Origin of the sequence: Streptomyces solincola (assembly GCF_002982015.1) — a bacterium.
Classification (GTDB): Bacteria; Actinomycetota; Actinomycetes; order Streptomycetales; family Streptomycetaceae; genus Streptomyces; species Streptomyces solincola.
Map to the genome: position 1 here is coordinate 1 of NZ_PVLV01000085.1, position 25,155 is coordinate 25,155.

At 64.5% G+C, this 25,155-nt stretch carries 15 protein-coding genes and 1 pseudogene; 7 read left to right on the forward strand and 9 right to left on the reverse strand.

The features are described 5' to 3' along the window. Nucleotides 1-1,511 precede the first annotated feature (1,511 nt). On the forward strand, nucleotides 1,512-2,948 hold the full coding sequence (locus C6N75_RS06240) for a DNA phosphorothioation-associated putative methyltransferase (RefSeq protein ID WP_105867837.1): 1,437 nt from the start codon (nucleotides 1,512-1,514) through the stop codon (nucleotides 2,946-2,948). Between the two features lie 13 nt (nucleotides 2,949-2,961). On the opposite strand, the gene dndA is transcribed toward C6N75_RS06240, so the two are convergent. Further along, entirely contained in the window at nucleotides 2,962-4,116 is a 1,155-nt protein-coding gene (gene dndA, locus C6N75_RS06245; RefSeq protein ID WP_258177254.1) for a cysteine desulfurase DndA, read from the reverse strand. A gap of 249 nt (nucleotides 4,117-4,365) precedes the next feature. On the opposite strand from dndA, the gene dndB reads away from it, so the two are divergent. The 5 genes from dndB to C6N75_RS06270 all read left to right on the forward strand — a co-directional run bounded on the left by dndB (nucleotide 4,366) and on the right by C6N75_RS06270 (nucleotide 11,361). Continuing rightward, complete coding sequence (gene dndB / locus C6N75_RS06250; protein ID WP_258177255.1) at nucleotides 4,366-5,505, forward strand: DNA sulfur modification protein DndB; 1,140 nt, start codon at nucleotides 4,366-4,368, stop codon at nucleotides 5,503-5,505. After that, the gene (gene dndC / locus C6N75_RS06255; RefSeq protein ID WP_105867839.1) at nucleotides 5,502-7,100 is read left to right on the forward strand and encodes a DNA phosphorothioation system sulfurtransferase DndC; all 1,599 of its coding nucleotides are present in this window, start codon (nucleotides 5,502-5,504) and stop codon (nucleotides 7,098-7,100) included. The genes dndB and dndC overlap by 4 nt, the downstream gene beginning before the upstream one ends. Beyond that, a complete protein-coding gene (gene dndD, locus C6N75_RS06260; RefSeq protein ID WP_105867840.1) occupies nucleotides 7,087-9,117 on the forward strand; it encodes a DNA sulfur modification protein DndD in 2,031 nt (676 codons plus the stop codon). The genes dndC and dndD overlap by 14 nt, the downstream gene beginning before the upstream one ends. Next, nucleotides 9,107-9,487: a DNA sulfur modification protein DndE gene (gene dndE, locus C6N75_RS06265; protein ID WP_105867841.1), complete on the forward strand. Its 381-nt coding sequence runs from the start codon at nucleotides 9,107-9,109 to the stop codon at nucleotides 9,485-9,487. Before dndD ends, dndE begins: the two co-directional genes overlap by 11 nt. Before the next feature lie 131 nt (nucleotides 9,488-9,618). Next, nucleotides 9,619-11,361, forward strand: a complete 1,743-nt coding sequence (locus tag C6N75_RS06270; RefSeq protein WP_105867842.1) for a DUF262 domain-containing protein — start codon at nucleotides 9,619-9,621, stop codon at nucleotides 11,359-11,361. Between the two features lie 2,841 nt (nucleotides 11,362-14,202). On the opposite strand, the gene C6N75_RS06280 is transcribed toward C6N75_RS06270, so the two are convergent. Genes C6N75_RS06280 through C6N75_RS06295 form a run of 5 tightly spaced genes read right to left on the reverse strand, consistent with a single transcriptional unit; the run spans nucleotide 14,203 to nucleotide 20,943 of the window. Continuing rightward, on the reverse strand, nucleotides 14,203-14,676 hold the full coding sequence (locus C6N75_RS06280; protein ID WP_105867844.1) for a DNA phosphorothioation-associated protein 4: 474 nt from the start codon (nucleotides 14,674-14,676) through the stop codon (nucleotides 14,203-14,205). Next, the gene (locus C6N75_RS06285; RefSeq protein WP_105867845.1) at nucleotides 14,676-16,754 is read right to left on the reverse strand and encodes an AAA family ATPase; all 2,079 of its coding nucleotides are present in this window, start codon (nucleotides 16,752-16,754) and stop codon (nucleotides 14,676-14,678) included. The genes C6N75_RS06280 and C6N75_RS06285 overlap by 1 nt, the downstream gene beginning before the upstream one ends. Continuing rightward, a complete protein-coding gene (locus tag C6N75_RS30090; RefSeq protein WP_086562769.1) occupies nucleotides 16,751-16,936 on the reverse strand; it encodes a hypothetical protein in 186 nt (61 codons plus the stop codon). Before C6N75_RS30090 ends, C6N75_RS06285 begins: the two co-directional genes overlap by 4 nt. A gap of 60 nt (nucleotides 16,937-16,996) precedes the next feature. After that, nucleotides 16,997-19,147 carry a DEAD/DEAH box helicase family protein gene (locus C6N75_RS06290; RefSeq protein ID WP_105867846.1) on the reverse strand — a complete coding sequence of 717 codons (2,151 nt, stop codon included), beginning with the start codon at nucleotides 19,145-19,147 and terminating at the stop codon, nucleotides 16,997-16,999. After that, nucleotides 19,147-20,943, reverse strand: coding sequence for a hypothetical protein (locus C6N75_RS06295; protein WP_105867847.1), 1,797 nt, complete (start codon nucleotides 20,941-20,943; stop codon nucleotides 19,147-19,149). The genes C6N75_RS06290 and C6N75_RS06295 overlap by 1 nt, the downstream gene beginning before the upstream one ends. Before the next feature lie 270 nt (nucleotides 20,944-21,213). On the opposite strand from C6N75_RS06295, the pseudogene C6N75_RS06300 reads away from it, so the two are divergent. Further along, nucleotides 21,214-21,809: pseudogene (locus tag C6N75_RS06300) on the forward strand (HD domain-containing protein). Nucleotides 21,810-21,916: 107 nt separating this feature from the next. Here the strand turns inward: C6N75_RS06300 and C6N75_RS32190 are convergent. The 3 genes from C6N75_RS32190 to C6N75_RS06315 form a co-directional block, all read right to left on the reverse strand. Next, the gene (locus C6N75_RS32190; protein ID WP_407703199.1) at nucleotides 21,917-22,159 is read right to left on the reverse strand and encodes an NUDIX domain-containing protein; all 243 of its coding nucleotides are present in this window, start codon (nucleotides 22,157-22,159) and stop codon (nucleotides 21,917-21,919) included. 562 nt (nucleotides 22,160-22,721) lie between these two features. Then, the gene (locus C6N75_RS06310) at nucleotides 22,722-23,738 is read right to left on the reverse strand and encodes an NAD-dependent epimerase/dehydratase family protein (protein ID WP_105867848.1); all 1,017 of its coding nucleotides are present in this window, start codon (nucleotides 23,736-23,738) and stop codon (nucleotides 22,722-22,724) included. A gap of 11 nt (nucleotides 23,739-23,749) precedes the next feature. Further along, nucleotides 23,750-25,045 (reverse strand): nucleotide sugar dehydrogenase, encoded by a 1,296-nt coding sequence (locus C6N75_RS06315; protein WP_105867849.1) that lies wholly within the window; start codon nucleotides 25,043-25,045, stop codon nucleotides 23,750-23,752. Nucleotides 25,046-25,155 lie beyond the last annotated feature (110 nt).

The window sequence follows — 25,155 nt, forward strand, 5'->3', positions numbered from 1 at the left end:
CCCCCACCCGACCGGCGCGCCGCGACCTGCCGCCCCCGGCGCCCGCTGACCCCGAACGCAGTCCAGGCCCGGCGCTGATCTCTCAGCACCGGGCCTGACCTGGTGTTTCGGCTGTCGGGGTGGCGGGATTTGAACCCACGACCTCTTCGTCCCGAATGAGGTCCACCCAAGATCGACACCTGCCTATCTACTGAAACTGCAGGTCAGAGGGTTGGTCTGGGTTGGTGTGGCGGGGTCTCAGTTGGTCTCTGGGAGAAGATCATCTCCCAGATTTCTCCCAGCGCTTGGTGCTGGGACGGTGGCCCATCGGCGCGCTGCATCCGTGGGTCGCCTTGCGGTAGCAAGTTCGCACGCTGGTCAGGGCGACTCGGGTGCTCCTGCAGGCTGGCACGAAGGCGGGCAGGTGTGCGTCGTGGACACTGACGACGAGGTCACGTCGGAGAGGAGGCCGGCGGTGCCGGAGGCGAGTGAGCTGCGGACCAGCAGGTGGGTGACCGCGGTGGAAGCGGACAGCGGATCGCAGATGTGGTCAGCAGGGGCAGCTGGGTGCCGCCGGTTGGCATCGGTCAGGTCGTCGACTGCAGATCGGTCGGAGCCGGAGACAGGACGGTGGGCACGTGCAGTCCTTCCGGGCTGGTGGTGGTGCGGACAAGGGCGAGTGGCATCAGGAGGCGAGAGCGAGGAGCTTGGTCTCGCGGCGGTCCGCGTTCGCTCGCCTCGCTGTCGTCGAGCGCGGTGTAGAGGTCAGGGAACAGGTCGTAGACCCGGCCTTCGGACAGGGCGAAGGAGGAGGGAAGGCCGAGTCAGGAGTGCATGACCTGGCCTTTCTCGAAACCACCCTCGCGATTCGAACCAAGGACCTACGCATTACGAGGGTCCGCAAGATCATCAAGACTGGTGCCGGACGATGCCACAGAATCCCGTTTCGCCAGGTCAGAGACATCCGTCCGTGATCACCATGACGTTGGGTCTACCCTAGTGCCGCCCAGTCCGCTCACGCAGCGCTCACGCTTCAGACCTGCGCCCGCATACCAGCACTGAGCGGTCCGCATTGCCAGTGCGGATACCGCGAACCCAAGGAATCGTCGCAGCGGATTCACGCTGCCGGGGCGAGTGCTCATTCTGGGGTCAGCAGCCCAAGTCTCACCCAGTGCCATACGGCGGCGGGGTGCCGAGACGTCCGAAGCAAGGACGGCCACGACGGTTACCACGGCAAGAGCCCAGGGCTCCCGGTTCTGCTGACCCAGGTGCCAGGTGGCGTGTCGACGGCAGCGGTGAGAACAGCTGTTCGCGCCGGCAGCCGAGCCGAGGGTGCGCAACGTCGCCGCTGCCGAGATAGTCACATCCACCTGCTCGGGCGGCGACTGGTCCCCTCTTGCCTGCCAGCCAGGCAAGTTCACCGGTTGCAATGAGGGACACGCTGGAAACCTCAGCTTCCGGAATCCTCTTCGCCCGTACCGTCACCCTGCCTATGCTGCGACCCGCACCTTTCCTCGACTGACGAGGCCGACATGCAGAAGTCATGGAACAGCGACCGCCGCCGCACCGCGATCGGTCGCTCCAGCCTCTCCGTACCGGCACGCCAGGCTCTGGCCGACCGCCAGCTCAACGCGGACCGCACGATCCTCGACTATGGCTGCGGTCGAGGCGGCGACGTCGCCTCCCTCCAGCGCCTCAATTGCAAGATCACCGGTTGGGACCCCTACTACAGCTCGAGCACGCCGGTGGCCCCCTCCGACGTCGTCCTCCTCACCTACGTCCTGAACATCATCGAGGACCCCGTCGAGCGTCGGCAGACGCTCAAGGAGGCATGGAGGCTCGCGACCACCGTACTCATCGTCTCGGCTCGCCTCACCTGGGAGCGGTCCAAAGTCCGCGGCCAGGAGTACGGCGACGGCCTCCTCACCAGCCGGCAGACGTTCCAGCACCTCTTTAGCCCGGACGAGCTCCGGATCTACGTCGAGGAGGTCACAGGAACACGATGCGTATCAGCGGCCCCCGGCATCGTGTACGCCTTTAAGGACGACTCAGCCCGACTGGGCTACCTCGCACACCGCATCGTCCCCGACGCCGAGTGGCTCGCTTCAGCCGATACCACTTCCGCTATCGCCTCGCTGGTCGACTACGTCGAACGGCGTGGCCGTCCGCCCCGTGTCGACGAGATGCCCCGGCCGATGGCCGAACAGCTCGCCCACCTGAAACCCGGCGAACTTAAGCGCCTCATACGCGACTCCGTCGACGCCGAGAAGGTCTCCGAGGGCGCCAAGCGCACGACGCTGAACACGCTGCTGTTCCTCGCCGTCGAGCTCTTCAACGGCCGAGGTCCGTTCAGCAGCCTCCCCCTCGGCGTCCAGCTCGACGTCCGTTCGTTCTTCACCTCGTACAAGGAAGCCTGCAGGCGCTCCGACCGTCTGCTCCTCAAGCTCCGGGACGACACCTATGTCCGGGCCGCCATGAACGCATCCAGCGTCGGCAAGATCACCCCGACCGCGCTGTACGTGCACCGCCGGGCGATCGACCGGATGCCGACAGTTTTGCGCCTGTACGAGCACTGCGCCTCCGTCGCCGCTGGCCGGCCTCAGGAATGGACCATCGCCAAGCTGAAGCACCAGGGGCGAGCCATCAGCTGGCTCGACTACCCGGAGTTCGACAAGGACCCACACCCGCGGATCACTTCCTCGTACCTCGTAGATCTCAAGACCCTCGAGACCTCGCACATGTCCTACGCGAACTCTCCTAACCGTCCTTTGCTCCACCGCAAGCACGAATTCCTGGCGCCCGACGACCCGGACGCGCCGCGTTACCGCCGTCTAACCGAGTTGGAGCTACGCGCCGGCCTCTACGAGAATCCGCACCTGATCGGCACCGAGAATGGCTGGGAGGCCGAACTGATCAGGTGCGGTCGCATGCTTCGGGGACACCGGCTGGTCCAGCGCCCCGAAGACTGAGCAGCTCAAACGGTCAGGGGGCATCCGGTTGCATGTACGCGATCATCTCCGCCAAGCCGTCCGGGTCGAAGTCCGAGACCTGCCCGGGGAACCACGAGAAGCGGAGGCCATTGGTGGCCACCTCCTCCGGGAGGCCCATTGCGGTCAGCACGTGGCTCGGTGTGTACGAGGCGCTGGTGCATGCGGAACCGGTCGCCACGGCCACCTGGTCCTTGATCCGTACGATCAGGGCCTCGGCGTTGAGCCCGTCGAAAGTCACATTGAGGATGTGCGGGACCGCGTGGTCGGCATCACCGTTGATCTGGAAGCGGGTCTTCCCGAGCGCGGCGAGCAGCCGCTCCCGCATCTCCTTCGCGTCCCGTTCCCACCGCGACCGGTTCTCCTGGAAGACCTTGGATGCTTCGTACAGCCCCATAATTAGTGGCACGGGAAGCGTCCCTGGGCGCAGCTTTCGTTCCTGTCCGCCGCCAAACATGATCGGCTCCAGCGGCACCTTGTCCCAGCCGCGACGCCGGGTCACCAGAGCGCCGATCCCCTTGGGTGCACCGATCTTGTGGCCGCTGATGCTGGTCAAATCGATGGGCGCCTTCAGGTCTTCGGGAACCTTCGCGTACCCCTGCGCGGCATCGACGTGGAGATAAGTCGGGGTCTTCTGGAGCTTCTCCGCCAGCTCGGCCACGGGCTGGATGACGCCTGTCTCATTGTTCACGTGCATTAGCGAGACGAGCAGGGTGTCTGGCCTCAGCTTCTCCAGCACGGCCTCCGTAGAAATCCGCCCCGAGGGGCCGGGCTTGAGGAAATCGACCTCGAACCCCTGCTTCTCCTGCAGATGCAGCAGGGGCTCGATGACCGCCTTGTGCTCGATAGCGGAGGTGATGATGTGCTTCCGGGCATGCTTCTCGCCGTACGGGGCCATGCCGAGCAGCGCGATGTTGTTGGACTCCGTCGCTCCACTGGTGAAGATGACCTCTTCGGTCCTCACACCGACTGTCCCGGCGAGGAACGCCCTGGCCTCCTGGACCGCTTTCTTTGCCCGGGCTCCGTACTCATGGGTGCGGCTGCCGGCGTTGCCGAAGTCCTCGGTCATCCAGTGGAGCACCACGTCAGCCACCCGCGGCTCCACACGGGTCGTTGCCGCCACATCCAGATACGCCACCACCGCGCTCACCCATCCCAGAGCAATCATCCCGTTACCGGGTACGTCAAACCGTTAACGTACACGCATGCTTGGCTGACGCACAGCGCAGCTCCTCAAAGTAGTCAACGCAGACATCGCGGTACGCCTTCCCGGGCAGGAACGCCCTTCGCGCGAGCCGGGCGTACCTCCAGACATGCCGGTGCGTCTTACGTACGTGAAGGTGACGTGACTTCATCGAGCTTCGTACGTTAAACGGATGACGTACGCTAAGGTTGCCGGGTGGAGATCAAAGCAGCGACACCAGCGACCCGAGTCGTAGCTCCGCGCACCGCAACGGGGTTCGAGTACACGTTCCCGGCGATCCGCGGCATCCAGGCAGGGCGCGAGTATTACGTCTCGATGTGCCCCCTGCGCCTCATCCCAAAGATCTTTATCTTCGACGAAGACGAGCTCTCGCCGGAACTGCGCGCCCAGCGGCTCCTCAACAAGGGGCGCCTCCCGGCACTCACGAAGTACATTCTGGACAATCCAGGTGATTACGTCTTCAGTGCTTTGACCGCATCCGTCGACGGCGACGTGGAGTTCGACCATCTCGGCTCCGACGGCAACGCCTTCCGTGCCGGGCAGCTGCGCATCCCCATGGACTCCCGCTTCCTGATCAACGACGGCCAGCACCGGCGCGCAGCCATCGAGCACGCCCTCAAGGAGAACCCGGACATTGGCAACGAGACGATCGCCATCGTCTTCTTCCACGACGCGGGGCTCGCCCGCTCGCAGCAGATGTTCGCGGACCTCAACCGGCACGCAGTGCGTCCGGCCCGGTCCATCGGCGTCCTCTATGACCACCGGGACAGCGAAGCCCAGGTCGCGCGCTCGCTGGCCGGCCAGTGCAAGGTCTTCAAGGGCTACGTCGAGATGGAGAAGAGTACCCTCTCCGCCCGTTCCCGGATGATGTTCACCTTGAGCGCTCTCTACTACGGCACCCAGTCCCTCCTGCAGGGCCTGGAGATCGAGACAGACGCCGCAGCCGAGCTGGCGCAGGAGTACTGGGAGCACATCGACACGACGCTTCCCGAGTGGGAGATGGTTCGCAAGCGAGAGCTCTCGGCACCCGAGATGCGGCGCGACTTCATCCACAGTCACGGCATCGCATTGCACGCTCTCGGCCGCATCGGAAATTCCCTACTTCGGGAATCCACCGCGCCCAGTAAATGGAAACGGAAACTCTCCCCTCTGAAGAAGGTCGACTGGACTCGGTCAAACACAGACTGGGAGGGCCGTGCCATCGTCGGCGGCCGTGTCTCCAAAAGCCACCAAAATGTAACTCTTACAGTCAACTACCTACGCAATCACCTGCGCCTCGGCCTCAGCGCCGAAGAGCAGCGGGTAGAGGACGCATACCTGCGAGGCGAAGCATGAGCACCATCCCTCTGCAACTCGGCATCACGCCGGTGCGGCGGAAGCCGTTCGACGGGCGACCCCTCGAAGAGGTCATCGCCAAGCTCTCAGACGAGGTTCGTGAGCTCTACACCGCCGACCAGGTGCCCTGGGTCATCGGATACAGCGGCGGCAAGGACTCCACCGCTGTCCTTCAGCTCGTATGGAACGCTATCGCCGCTCTGCCGGCGGAGCAGCGCACCAAGACGGTCCACGTCATCAGCACCGACACCCTCGTCGAGAACCCCGTCGTCGCGGCGTGGGTGACGACATCCCTGGAGACGATGGAGAAAGCCGCCGCCAAGCAGGGCCTCCCTATCGAGCCTCATCGCCTGACGCCGGAGATCAAGGACACCTTCTGGGTCAACCTGATCGGTCGGGGCTACCCGGCACCGCGCCCCAAGTTCCGCTGGTGCACCGAGCGCCTCAAGATCAAGCCCTCCAACTCCTTCATTCGGAACGTCGTGGCAGCACATGGCGAGGCGATCATGGTGCTCGGTATCCGTAAGACCGAGAGCCAGGCGCGCGCCCGTGCCATGGAGAAGCACGAGAAGCGACGCGTCCGTGATCGTCTCTCCCCCAATGCAAACCTTCCCAACTCCCTCGTCTACAGCCCGGTCGAAGACTGGACCAACGACGACGTCTGGGAATACCTGATGCAGAAGCCCAACCCGTGGGGCTACAACAATCAGGATCTCCTCACCATGTACCAGGGCGCCTCCGGCGATGGCGAGTGCCCGCTCGTGGTCGACTCGACCACTCCCTCCTGCGGCTCTAGCCGCTTCGGGTGCTGGACGTGCACACTCGTCGAGCAGGACAAGTCGATGTCGGCGATGATCCAGAACGACGAGGAGAAGGAGTGGATGAGGCCGCTCCTGGACCTCCGCGACAAGCTCGACGCCCCGTTTGGCTATTTCGAAGAGGGCGAGGAAGGACTCCCCGCCGGCCGGAAGCTCCCGTATCCCCGCCCTGACCAGCCGGCCCGAGACTTCCGCCGCATGAACGGCAGGGTCATGGTCTACACGCGGCGGACTGATGGCGAAGAGGTCCCGATCCACGGCCCGTACCTGCAGAAGTTCCGCCAGGACTGGCTCAAGGACCTGCTGGACGCCCAGACGTGGATTCGCGCCAACGCGCCGGAGCACGTCAAGAACATCGAGCTGATCACCCTCGACGAGCTGCACGAGATCCGCCGCATCTGGGTCTTCGACAAGCACGAGGTGGAGGACTCCCTCCCCCGTATCTACAAGGAGTCCACGGGCGAGGACTTCCCAGGCGGACCTCTGGACGAGCAGCTCGTCATGGGCGCAGACGAGATGGAGCTCCTGAAGGAGCTCTGCGGGGACGACGACCTGCACTACGACATGGTCCGCGAGCTTCTCTCCGTCGAGCGCAAGTACCGAACAATGTCCCGACGCGCTGGCCTCTTCCAAGCCCTGGAGACCGCTGTAAAGAAGGGTTACTACGAGGACAGCGCCGACGCCATCGACTTCGCGCAGCGCAAGAACAAGTGGCGTGAGGAATCGCAGACCCACCTGACCCTGGACGAAGAAACCAATATCGATGCTCCTGCGTAAGATCACTCTCGAAGAGTTCGGGGCTTACCGCGGCACCCAGTCGCTGGATCTGACCACCAAGACGAACAAGCCGATCGTCCTCATCGGCGGCCTCAATGGCTGCGGCAAGACTACCCTCCTCGACGCCATCCAGCTGGCACTGTACGGGCCGCGAGCGCGTTGCAGCGGTCGCGGCAGCAGGTCGTACGAGACGTACCTCCGCGAGAGCATCAACCGGCAAGCCGACCCCACCCGCGGTGCGCAGATCATCCTGGAGTTCACGGTCACGGTGGACGGCACGGAGCACTACTACAAGGTGGTCCGCAGCTGGCACACCAGCGGCAAGACGACGCTTAAGGAATTCGTGAACGCGTTCGTCGACGAGGAGTACGGCTCCAGGGCGAAGCCGGGGCGACGCGTCGAACCTGAGCTGAAGTACAGCCGGGTTCTCAGCCAGGAGTGGGCCGATCACATCGAGAGTCTGCTCCCGCTCGAGGTCGCCTCGCTGTCGTTTTTCGACGGAGAGAAGATCGAATCGCTCGCCGACCCCGAGCGCGCGGCATCAGTCATCGAATCGGCCATCCACTCGCTGCTCGGTGTCAGCACCGTCCAGCAGCTCCGTACGGACCTGCTCGCGCTCCAGCGCCGGCAGAAGCTGTCGGACGAAGAGCAGCACCTGATGGACAAGATCCACGCGGAGGAGCAGGAACGGCAGGCGGCCGACGCCGCTCTGGAGAATGCAGAACAACGGGCCGCGCAGCGCAACAGCGAGCTCGTCAAAGCTCGGCGCACTCTCGAAACGCTGGAGGCTGCCTACAAGCAGGAGGGCGGAAACCTCTTCGAGCGTCGCGTCGAGATCGAGCACGAGTACGCGCAGGTTTCCGCTCGACTCGCCGAAATCCGCAGCTCCCTCGTCCAGTTGGCTGCAGGCCCGCTTCCGCTCCTGATGATGGGAAGTCACCTCAAGGAACTGCGCAAGCAGGCTGGTCGCGAGCGGACGGCAGCCGAGTCCCACCAGGTACTGGGGGTGCTCGAAGAGCGTGACCAGTGGCTACTGGACATGCTCCCTGACGAGGCGAAGGCCGCTGTAATGGAGAAGCTGGAGGCTGACCGCGCCAAGCGCGCCAAGTCCGCTGGCCTCAAGGTGGATCTCGGCCTCTCCCCAGACACGCTCCCCCAGCTGTCGGCACTCGACGAGGCACTCAGTCGCGACAAGGCACGAGCTGCCGAGCTCCTTCAGCAGGCTGCGGAAGCCGCCGAAGAGAGTGTGCAGCTGGAGCGTCAGCTGGCAGGTGTACCGGCCAAGAGCAAGGTCGAGGCCATCCAGAAGAAGCGTGAAGACCAGCTCCAGGAAGTCGCACGTCTGGAACGGGAGCACGAGAACAGCCTCAACAACGTCGACGAGTTGAAGCGCCGCCTCGAATACGTCTCCGCCTCTCTTCAGCGTGCCCATGAAGAGTTCGTTCGCACCAAGGTGAAGGCCGAAGAGGTCGAGCGGATCATCAAGTACTCGGAGAAGGCCCGGAAGACGCTGGAAAAGTTCGGCGATGCCCTCCTCAAGCGGCACATCAGCCGCCTCGAGGTAGCAATGCTCACGAGCTTCCAGACCCTCATGCGCAAGCAGGGCCTGGTGAACGACCTCCGCATCGATACCGACAAATTCACGCTCACCCTGGCTGACACCGACGGCCAACCGATCGATCCCGGCCGTCTCAGCGCGGGCGAGCGACAGCTACTCGCCGTCTCCCTACTCTGGGGCTTGATGAAGGTCGCCGGCAACCGCCTGCCCAGCGTCATCGACACGCCGCTCGGCCGGCTCGACAGCCGCCACCGCGAGCACTTGGTGGACCGATACTTCCCATACGCCAGCGACCAAGTCCTCCTTCTCTCCACCGATGAGGAGATCGACGAGTACCTGCTTGGCCGCCTCGAGAAGTCCGTCGCCCACACCTACACCCTGGTTCACGACGACACCACCTTCACCACCAGCGTCGTCGAGGGTTACTGGTGGAACGTAGGAGCCAGCAATGTCGCTTGAGAACATCCGCCTCGCCACCGCAAGTAAGGATCGCCTGAGCCGTCTGAAGCACACCACCGGCATCACCCAGTGGAACGTCCTGTGCCGCTGGGCACTGGTGCTCTCCCTGGCGGACGCCTCTACCCCCCTGGTTCGTGAGGTCGTCACCGACTCCAACGTCGAGATGTCCTGGAAGACCTTCGCCGGGCCCCACGGAGACCTTTACCTCGCCCTGCTCAAGCAGCGCTGCGTGGCCGACGGACTAGAGCCGACAGACGAGAACGTCTCCAATACGCTGACGATCCATCTGGCCCGGGGGGTCGGGTACTTGGGTGCGCACAAGGAGATGACGGCGATCGAGGGGCTGATCGGGGCCGTGACAACCGTCTGAAGTGTCAAGAATCGCCCAGTTTGGGGCCGACTCGCCTGCGCGGGTCGGCCCTTTCCTACGCCCCACACGATGGCGACCAGTCATCAGAAAACACAGATCCACTTAACTCGTTGACACATAAGCTGCCCCGTATGGCATCGGGACACAGCAGCACCTCGCTTCAGCTCTACCTCGTCGGCATCGGTGAGGTCCTGCGCAACAATCGCCTGGTCGTTCCCCAGTTCCAGCGCTCGTACTGCTGGAAGGTGGAGCAGGAGGTCCTCGACTACTGGACCGACCTGAGCCGGGCGATCAACGGCGGGGCCAAGGAGGAGTACTTCTTCGGCACGATCGTGATCACCCAGGACGGCGACGGGACTCGGAAGCGGATCATCGACGGCCAGCAGCGGCTGGTCACCTCCTCCCTCCTGATCGCTGCCATCCGCGACGAGCTGCGAACCCTGGAGGGGAACCTACTCAAGGCGGACGACTCCCAGGCTGTGGGCATCAGCCGCACCTTCCTGGCCAGCAAGGCATGGAACGACAGGTACGCGGAGTCGCACCTCAAGCTCAACGAGAGCGACAACCCCGACTTCCTCGGGATCACCACCGCGACCGTGCTCCCGGGGAAACCCGCGAGGACCGACTCCGACATCGTCAAGGCATACCGGTTCTTTCGGGAAAAGATCTCGCAGTTCCGCAGCCTGCATGGGATGGACGCGGCCAACGTCCTCGAGAAATGGGTGAGCTACATCCAGCACCGGGCGCAGCTCGCCGTGGTCGAGACCCCGACCGAGGCAGACGCCTACGTGATCTTCGAAACTCTCAACAATCGAGGCGCCGACCTGACCACCGCGGACCTCCTGAAGAACCACCTCTTCGGAGCTGCCGGCGAGCAGCAGAACCTCAACGCGGTGCGGAACAACTGGCACCAGTCGCTCGGAACGCTCCAACTCGGTGCCGCCGATGCGAAGTTCACCAAGTTTCTGCGCCATTATTGGAGCTCGAAGGTTGGCAAGATCACCGAGCGCGATCTTTACGGGGAGATGCGCAAGGAGGTGACGCACCGACAGGAGGCGCTGCACTTCTCGGAGAACCTCCTGTCAACCGCACATGCGTACACCGCGCTCTCCAATCCGGAGAGCGACTTCTGGGCGACCAAGTGCAGCGGCAACGGTCACCGTCCCGCTCTCGACACACTCGCCATGTTCGACCTGGTTCCCAACAAGATCCTCCTGCTTGCGGCAGTCGAGCACTTCCACTCCCACGAGCTCGAGAAGCTCCTCCGGTCCATGGTGAACTGGTCAGTGCGCGGCATGATTATGAGCATGATGAACCGCGGCCGCTTCGAGGACCAGTACTCTCAGATCGCAGTCGCCATCCGGAAGGGCGAGGTCACCACCACCGCGCAGGTCCGACTGCGCGTCGAGGACCTCATCCCCTCTGACACCGACTTCAGGGAGCAGTTCGCGCTCGCCACTGTCGGAAGAAGCGATTCCAAGCTTGCCCGGTACTACCTGAGCGCCCTGGAGACGACAAGGCGAAAGGAGTCCCAGCCAGAGTTCGTCCCCAACAGCAACCCGAGCCAGGTCAACCTGGAACACGTGTTCCCGCAGAACGCCAAGGAAACCGATTGGGAGGACTTCATCAAGAAGAGCGGGGACAAGCAGGACGCCGCCAGCTGGGTCTACCGCATTGGCAACATGGTGCTTCTGCAGACTGGAGTGAACTCTAAGATCGGGAACAAGTCGTTCGCCGAGAAGGTCGATCTCTTCAAGGCGTCGGGCTTCGAGCTGACTAGAAAGGTCGGCGAGAAGAACGAGTGGACCCCGGATAGCATCCGGCTGCGACAGACCGTCCTTGCCGGACTCGCGGTCAAGACCTGGCCGCGCTGAACTACGGCAGGCACGGAGACTCCCTTCCTCAACCGGCTCAAACGCCAAAGGACGTGAAATGTCAGCTGGCGGAGGGACGTTGAGGTCCCGCGGACGGGGGGCTGGTGGTCTGCACAGCCCTGTCTTCCTGAGGTGACTCGATCCGGTGCGGTAGTGCCCAAGCTCACGGCTCGGAAGACGCGAGCCAGCAATCCCCGTGGCACCACGGCGATGTGGGTGCGTGACCACCTCGATGGGCTCTGGGACGACGAAAACTGCATCTCCTGGTATCCGCGCGATGGTCGCCCCGCCTTTCGCCAGCTCAGCTGGCCACGGTATGTGTGCCGCAGTTTCTGCTCGGCCTCTCTGACCGGCAGGCGGCGCCAGGCAGTGCGGTGCAGGATCCACTTCACTTACGCCCTGGCCATGGAGCTGGACGACCCCAGTTTTCACTACAGTGTGCTGACGGACTTCCGTGATCGCCGGTCCCCAGGACGACCGCGCAGATCGACTCCTGTCCCTGGCCCGGAACGGATGCGCGATGTCGGTGTGGTCACAGAAGGTTCTGGCCGCGGCACGAGACCTCACCCGCCTGGAACTGGTTCTCGGAGCAGTACGTGCTGCTCTGGAGGCAGCCACCCAGCGGGCACCTGATGTGCTCACGGGCTGGTGGATGCCGCGTGGGCCACACGTTACGGACGTCCGGTCCGCCTCCCCAGCCAACCGACTCGCCCTGTCACCCGTCTCAAGCAGGCCGGAGCGGACGCTCACCGGTCCCTTGAGCGCCTGCCGCCCCACCGGCGTGGTCCTCGCGCGGAGGTGTTGCGGCAGATCATGGTGCAGAACTTCCTCGTTGACGCCCGCGGCGCTCTGCGTCGCCGCGCCGAGGAAGACGGGCGACTCAAAGGGGCTGCCCGGGTTATCTCGCTCTACGAATGCGAAGCCCGCCGGGCCATCCGGGGTAACACCCTCTGGAGCGGCTACCTGGTCCACGTCACCGAGACCTGCGACACTGACGCCCCGGTCAACCTGATCACGGACATCGCCACCACCGGCCGACCAGGGGTACCCAAGCCCTACCCGGCTTCACACCCGTCTCCGCCACCGCCGGCTGCTGCCCCCCCAGCACCTCGTCGACGGCGGCTATCTCTCAGTTGCCCTACTCGACTCCTCCGCACGCGACCACCAGATCCAGCTCATCGGACCGGTCAGGCCAGTGGCGCCTGGCAGAGCATGGAACATACCGGCTTCACCTGAGACGACTTCACCATCGACCTCGACCGCCGCCAGGTCACCCTGCCCGGGCGGCCAGACCAGGCGAGCCCGGAATCGAGCCACCTGTCATGGCCCCCTTGACACGGTCGCTTGTTTCCACCCACGCCAGTACCGCCCATGCCCGGATCGGCCCACCCGCACCCGTGGCCGCTCAGCGCGCACGGTGAACTTCCTCCCCCGCCACCCGCACGAACTCCAGGCGCGCAATCACTAGAACTCTAAGTGGCATTCAACGCTCGCCGGTTGCTCACTATCAGATTCCTGACCCTCCCGCCGCAAAAATCAATATGACTCCAACAACCGCGATGATTTTCGGCCGACACTCTCTGTAACGAAAGAGCTCTCATCGACTTAGCGTGAGGGTTTTAACTTTGCAAAGCAGCGGATCCAGACGTCATTCTGAATGGAAACGGAACGAAGAGTTCTGAGACTTGGGCAGCCTTCACGCCATCGCCCGGCACTCAATGAAGTAACCCATGTGAGACGTCGCTTCACTTTCTGCGAGCGCCACCCTCCGGACCAGCGGGTTTTAGGGGCGCAGTAGAGGGAATCCCCCCTTCCGGATTTCCTCTACTGCGCCCCTAGGCGCCAAGTCGCACCGCTCGCGAAGTGCACTGTGTTGGTGTACTGCTGCACGAACATGGTTGTGCGTATCGCAGCGGCGGATCGGATCAGGGAGCTTGAATTTATAAATCAAAGGCTGTGACACACAGCTACGTATAGCTGTTTGTGAGAACGTCCCGTTCCAAAGCGGTAGGTGACTCGGATGGTGTCAGAGTTACCCCGTCATGGTCGTTCCTCTTCCCTTTGGCTCGCTACAGCCGAAGGGGAGGGGTAGTTGGGCTCCGCTGTCACCTGCTACGTGGCAACCGCATGAGCCCGAAGAGAGGAGCAACGTGCACAATCCGCTTGGCGACGATCACTGCTGCACCTCGACGTGCCTGGGGGATGAAGGCCAGAGCACGTCTGATGGTCAGAGTAACGAGGGCCCCTCGAAGGGGCGTATAACTCCGGCCACAATCTCGGCAGTTGCCACCCTGATAACTTCCCTGGCTGCACTGATCACGGCCTTCCGGTAGCAGGCAGCTGTACTGCAATAGTTAAGACACGCTGCCAAGTCGTGCGTGAGGCGCAGGTGACGCCGGCTGACCATCTGGGATCACCTTCAGCGTCTTATCAGGAGTCGCACAAATTCCGAGCACGTTGCCCCACTCGGCATCAGTGGATTCAGGGCATGAAGCGCTTCGGTGCTAATTGGAGGCTCAATTCCATGAGCGGATCAAGTCATGGCCCGCCCGTCCTCTTACCCTGCCGAGCTTCGCGAGTGCGCGGTAGTACGCATGGTCGCGGAGATTATTCACAGGCACCCACCGGGTGGGCCGTTATGAAGGCGGTCGCCGCAGACCTGGGCATCGAGGCCGCGGCCACCGCAAAGTGGGCCGACTGGTTCAACAACCAGCTGCTTCACACTGCCATCGGCGACATCCCGCCCTACGAACACGAAACCAAAAATCGCGCTCCACAGAGGTGGGCAGGGTTGATAGCTGTACAGCTTCCGGCTGTCGACCCTGCCCTGAGGTAGCGGCTTTACCAGTCCAGATCAGCGCTGGCGAGGATGTCGCCAACGTCGTCCTTCTCTTCCTCCAGCGGCGTCCTAAGCCCTTCGAGGACGAGGTTCGAGATGATTGTGTCGAGGTCCTGGTCGGACTGACGGTTTATTAGAGTCTGCAGGTGGGACAGGCCGGCGTTCGCGTACTCCTCGAAGATGAGAACCCGCTCAGGCTGGCGGTCCGCGCTAAGGATCTCCGGGTCGGAGGGATACTCGACGGCTCCGAGCATGTCAAGGAGTACCTCCCCGTAGTCTCGGCTCTCCATGAGCGCAAGGCGGATCGGCTCATCGGCCTCGTCGAACGGCTTGCGCTCGCCTCGGCGGCGGCCGAGCAGTGCGGCGAACATCATCGCCTCGACCATGGTCGCGAACGTCCCGGTCTTTCTGTCGGTCAGCTTACCGAGCAAGTCCTCATGCGCCCGGGGCCGGCGGAATCGGTCCGTGTAGGCCATCAGAAGGTCACCTTCTCCAGAACAGTGTGCTCGAAGTCGCCGTGTGACACGTACGGAACCTCACGGTTGTTGATTACGATCGTCTCTTCACCCGCCGACTGGTTTGGCGTGTAAGAGCGCAGTACGTACATCTGATTGGCGGCCTGCTGGAGGTTCTCCAGAACCTTGCCCCGCGCCTGCGACTGCGAGAGCAGGGTGATGATCTGGGATGTCAGCGCCGGCAGGGCCTTGGAGATCTCTTCCTGATAAGTCAGGTCGAGGCTGCCGAAGGGGGCGTCCATGACGACCGGGTAGACACCGCCGCTGCCGGTCTCGATAGTCGCCTCCCCCCTATTCTTCTTTCGAGCACTGATGTTCCTGGCAACCTCGGAGACCGCGCCGACGAAGCTGAGGCCGAGGATCTGGTTCTCACCGGTGGAGCGGATGGCCACTCCGCTCGCGGTGTGCAGTTCCAGCTCGAAGTCGTCGTTCAGCTCGGGTACGTAGCTCTTGATAAAGATCCGGGAGAAGACCTCCTTGACCTTCTTGTCGAGCTGGTCGCGGACCTCCTCGGTCTTGATCTCGAGGATCTCCTTCAGCGCGGCACGCACCTTCTCGACGAGCTCGACCTGCTTTTGCACCTTGCGGGCCTTCTCGCTCTTGACCTCAGCATTCCGGTACTGACGTCCTGTGGCCTCTGCCTCCTGCTTGATCGAGGTGACCTTGTTCTCAGCCTCCTTGTGCGCGACACGGGCGTCGGTCTCCTTGGAAGCGTAGTTCTTCCGGCGCTCGATGAGGCGCTGGACGTCCTGGATATTCACCCCCTCCAGCTGCCGATCGACATCGGAGCGTTCCTCTTCCAGCTCGCTGATCTCTGCGTCCGCCTTCTGAATGTCGGAAGCGTTGAGGGTGAGCTGCTCCAGGATTTCCTGGCGCCTCTCCTCCAGGTTCTTCATCTTGCCGCTGACCCGCATCCAGCTCTCCTGGACGTCCTCGAGGCCGGCGTTGTACTTGCGCTTGTCCAGCTCCTCGTACTCTTGGGTCCCCTCGCGGACCTCACGGCCGCACAAGCACAGCTGGGCTTCGAGGATGTCCTCGATGAAGCTGCGCTGGATGCCTGCGGGCAACTGGCGGCGCTCTCGCATCTCGTCTGCGAGCTCAATCACCTTAGTGTCGATCCCGCTGGTCAGAGCCAGGAAGCCGTGCCGCGACAGCAGCTCGCGCTTACGGCTCTTGTACTCCATGTGCCGGTCGTGCGCGGCCTTGATCCGGCGGGTCAGCGAGTCACGCTTCTTCTGGAGCGGCTCCGCCTCCCTGTTCTGGAGCAGGGCGCGGTCAATGGCCTGGACTTCCTTCTGGAAGGCGCTGATTTCGCCGGAGAGGCGCAGCATCTCTGCAACCTCTTCCTTCTCGCGGGTGGCGAGGTGGTCCATATGGTCGGACAGCTGCTTCAGCCTGCTGTCCTCCTTGGAGTCGATCTCGCTGGCGAGCTTTCGGGAGACCTTCGGCAGGTCCTCCAGAGCACGCTCGATGGCCTCCAAGTCGAGAAGGGTCTTGATGGCCTTCTGGACCTCCTGGTTCTTGCCTTCGCCTTCCCGCTTCACGTCGCCGGAGAACATCTTCTCCATGCGCTCACCGTTGAAGAAGAAGAACTGACGCAGGCCCTTGGGCAGGATCTTCTCGATCCGATCCTGGCCGTTGAGGATGCTCTGGGCTTCGCCATCCGTCCCGATCTCCGTGACCGTCAGCTCAGGCTCGACTGGCTCCTGCTCCGCCTTCTCCTTGATAACAGTGACGTGCCGGACCACGGAGAACCGGGTCCCGTCGTGCTCGAAGTCCAGCCGAACGGAGGCCGTGATGTCCTCCCCGAACGCCGTGTCGGCCCATGCCTTGTCGTGAATGACGCGATGCTGCTGTTCCACGTCTTCCGAGAAGGTGCCGTACAGGGCCCAGGCGAACGCGTTGAGCAGGGTGGTTTTGCCGGCACCGTTGTTACCGAAGATGAGGACGGCGGGCTTGCCCTCCTCCACAGACAGGTCGAGAACCTGCTCACCGTAGAAGGCGCGAAAGTTCTTCAGCGTCAGCTTGAGCAGCTTCACTTGGTCAGCTCCCTCACGGCGTCGACGATCTTCGGGACGACCTTGGTTGTCTCCCTGATGTGGATGTTCTCGGTCTCCAGGTCGATGACCTTCTGGACGAGGATCTTGGCTTCCCGCGGCAGCTCGTTCAGGACGTCGCGCACCGTTCGTGCGGGAGGCTGGCCGGCTGTTTCGTCGCTCACGGATTACTCCTGGTTCGAGGTAGCGGGTACGGAAGGAATGGGGGTACTTGCAGTGAGGGCTCAGGTGTCGAAGAGGCCGTAGCGCTCGCGCACGGGGCGGAGGACATTGAGCGTGTCCCCCTCGTTGTCAGCGAGGTAGGCGAACTCTTCGACGCGAGCCAGTTCGCGACGGAGCAGGCTGCGTTCGGTCTCGTACTGAATCGCGTCCCCGCCCGCAGGCGGCACGACGACGAAGTCGATGATGTCCGCGCGCTTCTTGCCGGGCGCCTTACGCAGGACGCGGCCGCGGCGCTGGATGAACTGGCGGGGGTTGGAGGAACTGGACAGGAGGTAGGCAGTCCGGGAGGCCGGAATGTCCACGCCTTCGTCCAGGCAGCGCATGGAGGAGATGACCTGGAGGTCGTTGTTCTCGAAGCGGCGCAGAATGTCCAGGCGGGCCGAGCGCTTGGTCTCCGAGGTGTAGCGGGCAGCGGGCATGTGCAGCTCGTTGCCGACCATCTCCATGACCTGGTCAATCTGACGTGGGCCGTCGATGCCGTGTTCGTAGAGAAGGGGATGCTTGCCCTCGGCGCAGTAGATCAGCTGGTGGCTGGTGTCCCGGCGCCTCTCGATCTCCGCGTGGAGGATCTCTAGCTTGCCGCGGGCGTGGCCGATGATGTCGGCGCGCTTCTTCAGAAGTCGGCCGAGCGGGCTGTCCCGGTCGGCGGTCTCCTTCAGGTCTGTGCCGCCCGCGATCAGGCGGGCGATCTTCGCACTGGTCTCTGCGTACAGTTCGGCTTCTTCGTCGTCCAGCTCCACGAGGATGGGCGTGTAGGTGTAGCGGCACAGGGCGCTACGGCGGATGGCTTCGCCGATGCCCATCTCGAAGACGACTCGGTCGAAGTAGTCGGTGAGGGCGTCGGTGCCCTCCTCATCGAACCAGCGCTCCGGGGTGGCGGAGAGGCCGAGGCGGTACTGGGCCTTCTCCGGGAGGCGGGTACGCAGGTGCGCGGCGCCGAGGTTGTGGGCCTCGTCCGCGATGAGGAGGAGGTGCCCCTGGTAGGAGCTGAGCAGGTTCTTGAAGGCATCGCCGCCGAAGGTGGCGTTGGTGGTGACAATGACGCCGCCTCGGGTACCGCCGAGGGCGATGTTCTGGAGCAGGCTGTGAGCGCGCGGGGACCATCTGCTGGTCGCCTCGTAGGCCCGCAGCGGTGTCACGCCGAACCACTCGATGTCCTTGGCCCATTGGTCGACCAGATGCTGGTACGGGGCCACGACGACGGTGAGGAGTGAGACGGATGCATCGTTCTTCCGAAGGAGCGTGCCGAGTTGGGAGGCAGCGGAAAGTGCGGTCAGGGTCTTGCCTGTGCCTGTGGCCATGCGGAGGATGCCTCGGCACTGGTTGCGGAACCAGTTCTGGACAGCTTCCTTCTGGTAGTCGCGAACCTTCAGGCTAGGCGGGATCGCAAGCGTGCCAGGAGGAGGCAGCGGCGTGGTGCGGATGGGGGTTCCGCCGGTCGGGAGGTCGTCCAGCTCGTACTGGTCGGCGGTGGCCCGGGCGCTGCGCTCGACGATCACCTTGGCGGCATCGGTGAACGGGATGACGCGCAGCATCTGCGTGCGGTTCTCCCAGAGGTCATCGAAGTCCTTGCTTATGCGCGCGGCCCGGCGTTCATCGCTCGGGTCCCAGCTCCGATAGACCTCGATCGCCTCGAAGTTGCCAACGAGACCGGAGCGGGTCTCGTTGGCGCTGCCCTTGAAGGCGATGACGTCTCGGCCGTCCCGGAAGACACCGATCTTCTCGTGGTACATGCCGACGCGACCACGCTCTTCGACATAGGCCAGCTTGAAATCGACTCGGTGCTCGGCGACCAGTCGTCCGAGCTTGCCGAGGCCGCGGGCTGCCCGCGCGTCCTCGACCGCCTGTTCCAGGTCGCGGAGGGCAGCCCGCTGGAGGACTTTGCGCAGCTCGTAGCCGTCCTCAATGTCCTTGATGTCGGCTGGGTCAAGGTAGGGGGAGGCAATGATCCGCATGGTGCCGCCGCGCGAGGTGAACTCGTCGATTCCCTGCCCGAGCGTGGCGATCACGGAGGCGGCGAAGTAGCCCACGGCCCGGTCGTAGGCGGTGGAGGCGGCGAGGGCAGGCAGGTAGAAATCCTCGACAAGGTTGTTGCGGTCGCTGCGGTAGTCGGACTCCGCGCCACAGTCGCGGAGGAAGGGGGAAGCCGACATCAGATCAATCCCAGGTGGTTCATGAGGTCGTCCACGTCGGGGGCCTCGTCGACGGGGTGGGGCTGCTGCTCAGCCGACGGATCGGTCTGAGCGGTGCGGGCTGCGGGGACAGCTGCTTCCTCGGAGCCAGTGTCCAGGTCTTCAGCTATACGGCGGACCATCCCTCCGCGTGCGGTGAAGGGCGCAATGGACATGGCGGCCCGCAGGCTGGACTCCTTGATGTCGAAGTCTCGGCGGAGAAGCGCCACGACCTTGTCTGCCTCAACCTGGCCGCCGTGCGCATCGACCATGTCAGAGATCAGTTCCTTGATCGGCTTGTACACCGGGAGGTGCCACTCGGTCAGCGCCCACTGGTTCCGCTGGCTCCGGCTGAAGCGGGCATCCCCTTCGATCTGCTGCCGGAGATACTGAATCCCGATGGCGACGCCCGTGCGCTCCTTCAGCTCCTCGACAGTCAGCGGGGTGTCCGCCTCGCGCAAGGCGGCCTCCACCTTGTCGAGGCGCTCGCGCTCACGCTGAAGCCCGCCGCGCGAGCCGACGCCGCTGGCAGCCTCGGTGGTCGAGGCGGACGCTTCTTCTCGGGAGAAAAGTCCCTGGGCCGGGATCGCCGCAGCGGAGGGTGCAGTCGAGTCGGAACCGTTCTGGAGGCACCAGGCTCCCCTGGCCGTGATCGCGAAGCGCGCATCCGTGAAGAGCGCCTCTGTCACTTCTCCCTGTGGCACGACTCCGTCCAGTGCACCCTCGATGAGCGAGGTGCTCATGCCCTCAGCGCAGCCTTCGAGGAGCTGCGCGATGAGGTCTCCGGGCGACGCCTCCAGACCCGCTTCGCCGGCATCCGCCAGCGTGCCTGCAAGTGGAATGGATCCGTCACTCTCTGCTTCCCTGTTTTTGACTTCCTCGGCCGCACTCGAAGGGCTATTACCCTCCGTAGCATTTTGCTCCGCCGAGGTTCCTTCGCCTCGCACTGCCCGACGCCGCTCGGAATCGGTGGAGCGATCCGGCACAACCCAGCCCTCACCCGCCGTGAAGGTGGCGTCGCGGAGCATGCGCGAGACCACTCCAAGCTCCCCGTCCGCCGTCTCCGCCTCACCAAGAAGGTCACCAAGAGTAATAATGCTCTCGCCGTCTTTATTTACCAACAGGAGGGCAGACAGCTGCTCGACCAGCTCTGACAGCCCGCGAAAGACGACAGCGGTCTCAGTCGGCTGGGGCTTGGAGCGAGTCAACGAGATCTGGTTGCCCTTACAGTCAAGACCGCAGTGGATCAGCCACTGACGCAGGGTGTCGAGATCGCTGGGGACAGGCACCTGGCGTGCGTCGAGAAGAGCGGAGGCTGTCGACAGGCTCATCACCTCGTCGACATCAAGATCAAGGGCTCTCACCGTGGCGGCGCCACACTCTTTCAGATCATCCATGAAGATCCACTGTCCGGTCGGGGACGCTGAGGTGGTCGCGTCCAGCCAGCGCATGCCGGTGAACAGGCGGAGGACGGTTAGCGTGTCCCCAATGTTCTCGCCAAGCCAGGCGTGGCGGTCCAGAAACGTACTGACGAGGCAAGGTTTCCGCAGGTCAAGCTCCGCATGCTCTATCCAGGCACGCAGTATCAAATCCCCCTCGACACTGCGGTTGAACTCGTCCATGAGGAAGTTTCGGCACTGCCGCGCAGTCTCCCGAAGAAGGGCATGCTGAGAAGCAAGTTCGCCCAGCGGAACTGGAGCCTCTGCGCAGAAGTGCTGCAGGACGAGGTCCCGGTTGAAGCTGCTGAGCCCCTTGTACCAACGGTCGAATGCGTTCATGGCCTTCAGAGGTAGGGGTGGACGATAGTCAGCGCGCTGGGAGCAGCGCCTCATCACACGCGACGATCGGGTTGCCGGTCACCGCGCGTTAAAGGCGTCATTGGGTTGTTCGTTCCAGCGCACCCCTGTGCCTCTTCCTCCCTCCTGGTACACCAGCGACAGCGCTGATGCTTCCAACGGTACGGGCGACGCCTTGAACTGATCCATGGTTCCCTGAACTGCAGCAGACGCGGAACGGCGGCCGCGGTCCTACAGCCTCACGCCGCCTCCATGTGCGGGCACACCCCGGGCAGGGAGCGCGGCGTGAGTGATCTGATCGAAGAGTGGGCAACGAGACTGGCGGCAACCGAACTCAGTACCGCGCTCCCACGTCGGTGGGCGCATACACAGGGAGTGGCAGAACGTGCGACCGAGATCGGGCAGGTCCTCGGCACAAACGCCGGACTACTCGTCGCCGCCGCCACGCTGCACGATGTCGGGTACGCGCCGCGCCTGGCCGCTACCGGGTTTCATCCGCTAGACGGGGCCCGATGCCTTCGCGACGAGCACAGGGCCGAGAGCGGCTGGTGCGGCTGGTCGCGAACCACTCGTTCGCGCTCCTGGAGGCCGAGGAGCGGGGGCTGCGGGAGGAACTCGCGAGCGAGTTCCCCTTGCTGGAGGAGCCACTGCTGGTGGACGCGCTCGTTTACTGCGACATGACGACCACGCCCGATGGCGGCCAGACCACCGCTAAGGAGCGTGTCGCGAAGATCCTTGGCCGCTACGGGCACGACAGCGTGGTCGGGCGGTTCATCCGCCGGGCGACGCCAGAGATCTTCGCCGCCGTGGGGCGTGTGGGGTGCGCGCTGGCGGCTCAGCCGAGGTAGGGGTAGGGCCAGCGAGGTAGTCGCCGATCTGCTGGCGCATGCTGGCGTGGATGTCGTACTGGTCGAGGTCGGCCAGCTGAACGAAGCGGACGCCGTCGGCCTCGTCGTTAATCGTCGGCTCGCGCTGAGGGGGTGGCCGATGTAGGTGTTCTCGTACTGCTGGCGGATCTCGCCGTGGCCGCCACGATGTGGCGGGGGTTGGTGTAGACGCCGAGGAAGCCGGTGATCTCGGCGACGATCCCCGTCTCCACCAGGCATTCGCGTACCACGCACTCGGTGGCGGTTTCGCCGATGTCCTGGGCGCCGCCGGGCAGCGCCCACTGGCCGGTGTCACGGCGGCGCTGGAGCAGGGGCGCGCCGCCTGTCGTCGACGACCAAGCAGCTTGCTGGCGGGGATGAGCGTGTGGGCCTTGGGGGCATTCGCGTCGTTGTAGTCAGTCCGGCTCATGTGCGGCGATCCCCTCCTGGTTCGGGTGCCCACGGCCGTGCGCCGGTCCAGACGGCGTCGAAGCTCTGAGCGTGGTTGTCGAACCAGCCGCCTTCGGTGCCCTGTCTGAGGTGGGAGCAGCGAGCGGCGCTGGCTGGGCGTCCCCCAGACGTGAGGGTTGACCAGAAGGGTCCCGTCGTAGAGGAAGAGCGAGGTGTACAGGGTGTGGTGCCGTGCAGTCGTACCTCGCACGCCGGCTTGCCCAGAAGGGGGCGGTAGTAGGTCAGGGAGGCGCGGATCTTCGCCCGCGCGTGTCGTCGATCCCATCCTGCCGAAGCACAGACGTACGCGGGCGCCGGCCTGCGCGCGCTCGGCGAGCATCCAGGCCACGTCGGTTCGCGTTAGCGTGAAAGGCGCACCGCTCGGAGCGGCGCCGACATATGTTTCGGTCAATGCCGCAGTGCCGCCTCGGGTTTGGGACTGTCCTACAGAGGCAGCCCAAGAGCAGAGGCGACTACCTGGTCGGCCTCGTCGTGCGCGATCTGGTCCAGGGAGCCGCTGCGGCCGGGTAAGCCCGAGGCGCTGAGCCAGCGCGCTGTCGCGGAGATCCCTTCCTCAAGCCCTACAGGTGCCACCGTTGGGAAAAGCGCCCGCAGACGACTGCTATCGGCCTGAGAGTGAGGGACGTCGCCGGTGCGAGCAGACACGTGCTCCCGCCGGACGCGGTGACCAGTCGCCGACTCGATCTCCGGGATGAGGTCCAGGAGCGGTGTGCGAGTCCCGAAGGCCAGGTTCACGGGGCGGGGCTCGACGATCCGGCGGAGGAGGGCGTCGGTGAGGATGCGGCACACGGTGCCCACGTACGTGAAGTCGCGGGTCTGGGTGCCGTCGCCGTAGACGGTCACGGGCTCGCCGGCGAGCGTGGCGCTGATCCACTTCGGGATAACCGCGGCGTAGGCGTGGTCCGCGCGCTGGCCTGGGCCGTAGACGTTGAAGAAGCGGAAGGGCAGCACGGGCAGGTCGAAACTGTGGTGGTAGGCGCCCAGGTACGCCTCCGTGGCGAGTTTGGTCACCGCGTACGGGCTCATCGGAGCTGTGGTGAGGTCCTCGTGCTTCGGCAGGCGAGGGTTCGCGCCGTACACGGAGGACGAGGACGCGGCGATCACGTGCAGGCCGCCCGCGCGGCGTGCGGCTTCCAAGACTTGGAGGGTTCCGGTCGCGTTGGCCTCGTGGCTGGCCAGGGGGTCTCGGACCGAGCGCGGTACGGAGGGCAGCGCGGCGAGGTGGACGATGGCGTCCGCGCCGCGGAACACCTGGTCCAGCAGGTCGGCGTTCTGGATGTCGCCCTTGAAGAAGTCGACGTCGAGGCCGGCGATGTTGGCCTCGCGGCCGGTCGAGAGGTTGTCCACCACCCGGACCTGGGCGATCTTGGGGTGGTCGGTCAAGGTACGGGCAAGGTTGCTTCCGATGAACCCGGCGCCGCCGGTGATCGCGATCTTCACGTGGCTTCCCTTCAGAGAGAGTCGACGTGTGCGCCGACGAGCTGACGGCGGCAGTCGAGGATGTACGGGGCGTGCGCGGTGATCAGGGGGTAGTCGAAGGCGTCGTGGTCGGCGAGGAGGACGACGGCGTCGGCCGCCGCGAGTCCGGCCGGCGTGACGTCGACTCGCCTGAGGTTCGCCAGGCCGTCGGCGCGCGGGTGAGCGTCGTCGCTGACGTGGGGGTCGGCCGCCTGGACCTCCGCGCCCATGCCGATGAGCAGCTCCGCGATCCGCGCCGCGGGCGTCTCGCGGGCGTCCCCGGTGTTGGCCTTGTAAGCGAGGCCGAGCAGCAGTACCCGGGAGCCGTTCACGGACTTCTTGCGCTTGTTGAGTCCGTCGACCAGGCGCCGGACGACGTAGTCGGGCATGTGGTTGTTGACGTCGTTCGCGAGCTCGACGAAGCGGAAATTGCGGCCCACGGTCCGCTGGACGCGCCAGGACAAATAGGAGGGGTCTATGGGCAGGCAGTGGCCTCCCACTCCCGGCCCCGGGGTGAAGCGCATGAAGCCGAACGGCTTGGTGGAGGCCGCGTCGATGGCGGCCCAGACGTCGATGCCCAGCTCGTGCGCGAAGATCGCCAGCTCGTTGGCGAGCGCGATGTTCACGTGCCGGAAGGTGTTCTCGAGCAGCTTCGTCAGCTCGGCTTCCTTGCAACTGGCCACCGGGACGACCTTGTCGACGAGGGATGCGTAGAAGTGACGGATTGCTTCCTGGGACGCCGCATCGATCCCGGAGACGATCTTCGGGGTGTTCTCCAGTCTCCATTTCGGGTTGCCAGGGTCGATGCGCTCAGGGCTGTAGCCAAGGTGGAAGTCGGAGCCCGCCGTCAGGCCGGAAGTGCTTTCGAGGAGGGGGCCGAATACTTCCTCCGTGGTGCCCGGGTACGTCGTGGACTCCAGGACGACGGTCGCCCCGCGAGTGAGGTGGTGGCCCAGCAGCAGCGCCGAGTCTTCGACATGGGACAGGTCCGGAGCTCCGTCGCGGAGCGGCGTGGGCACCGTGACGACCGCTACGTCGAATCCCGCGCAGTCGGAGGGGTCGAGGGTGGGCCGGTAAGCGCCGGCAGCGAGGAGGGGTGCCAGACGCGAGTCGGTGACGTCCTCGATGTAGGACTCTCCGAGCATGAGTCGCTTGACCCGCCCCGCGTCCACGTCGAAGCCAACGACCTGGTGCCCGGCCTCGGCGGCTCTCACCGCGAGCGGGAGCCCGACATACCCCTGTCCCACGACGGCGACGCGGAGCCGCTGGGTCTCACGCTTTTCGATCATGCTGTCCACCTCGTTGTGTAAGCGTGCGGATGTGTACGGCGGGCGCGGCCCGTGGCGTGGCGGTGGCTCTAAGATGGGAAGCGCCTCGGCCGTACGAGACTCGCTTGGCC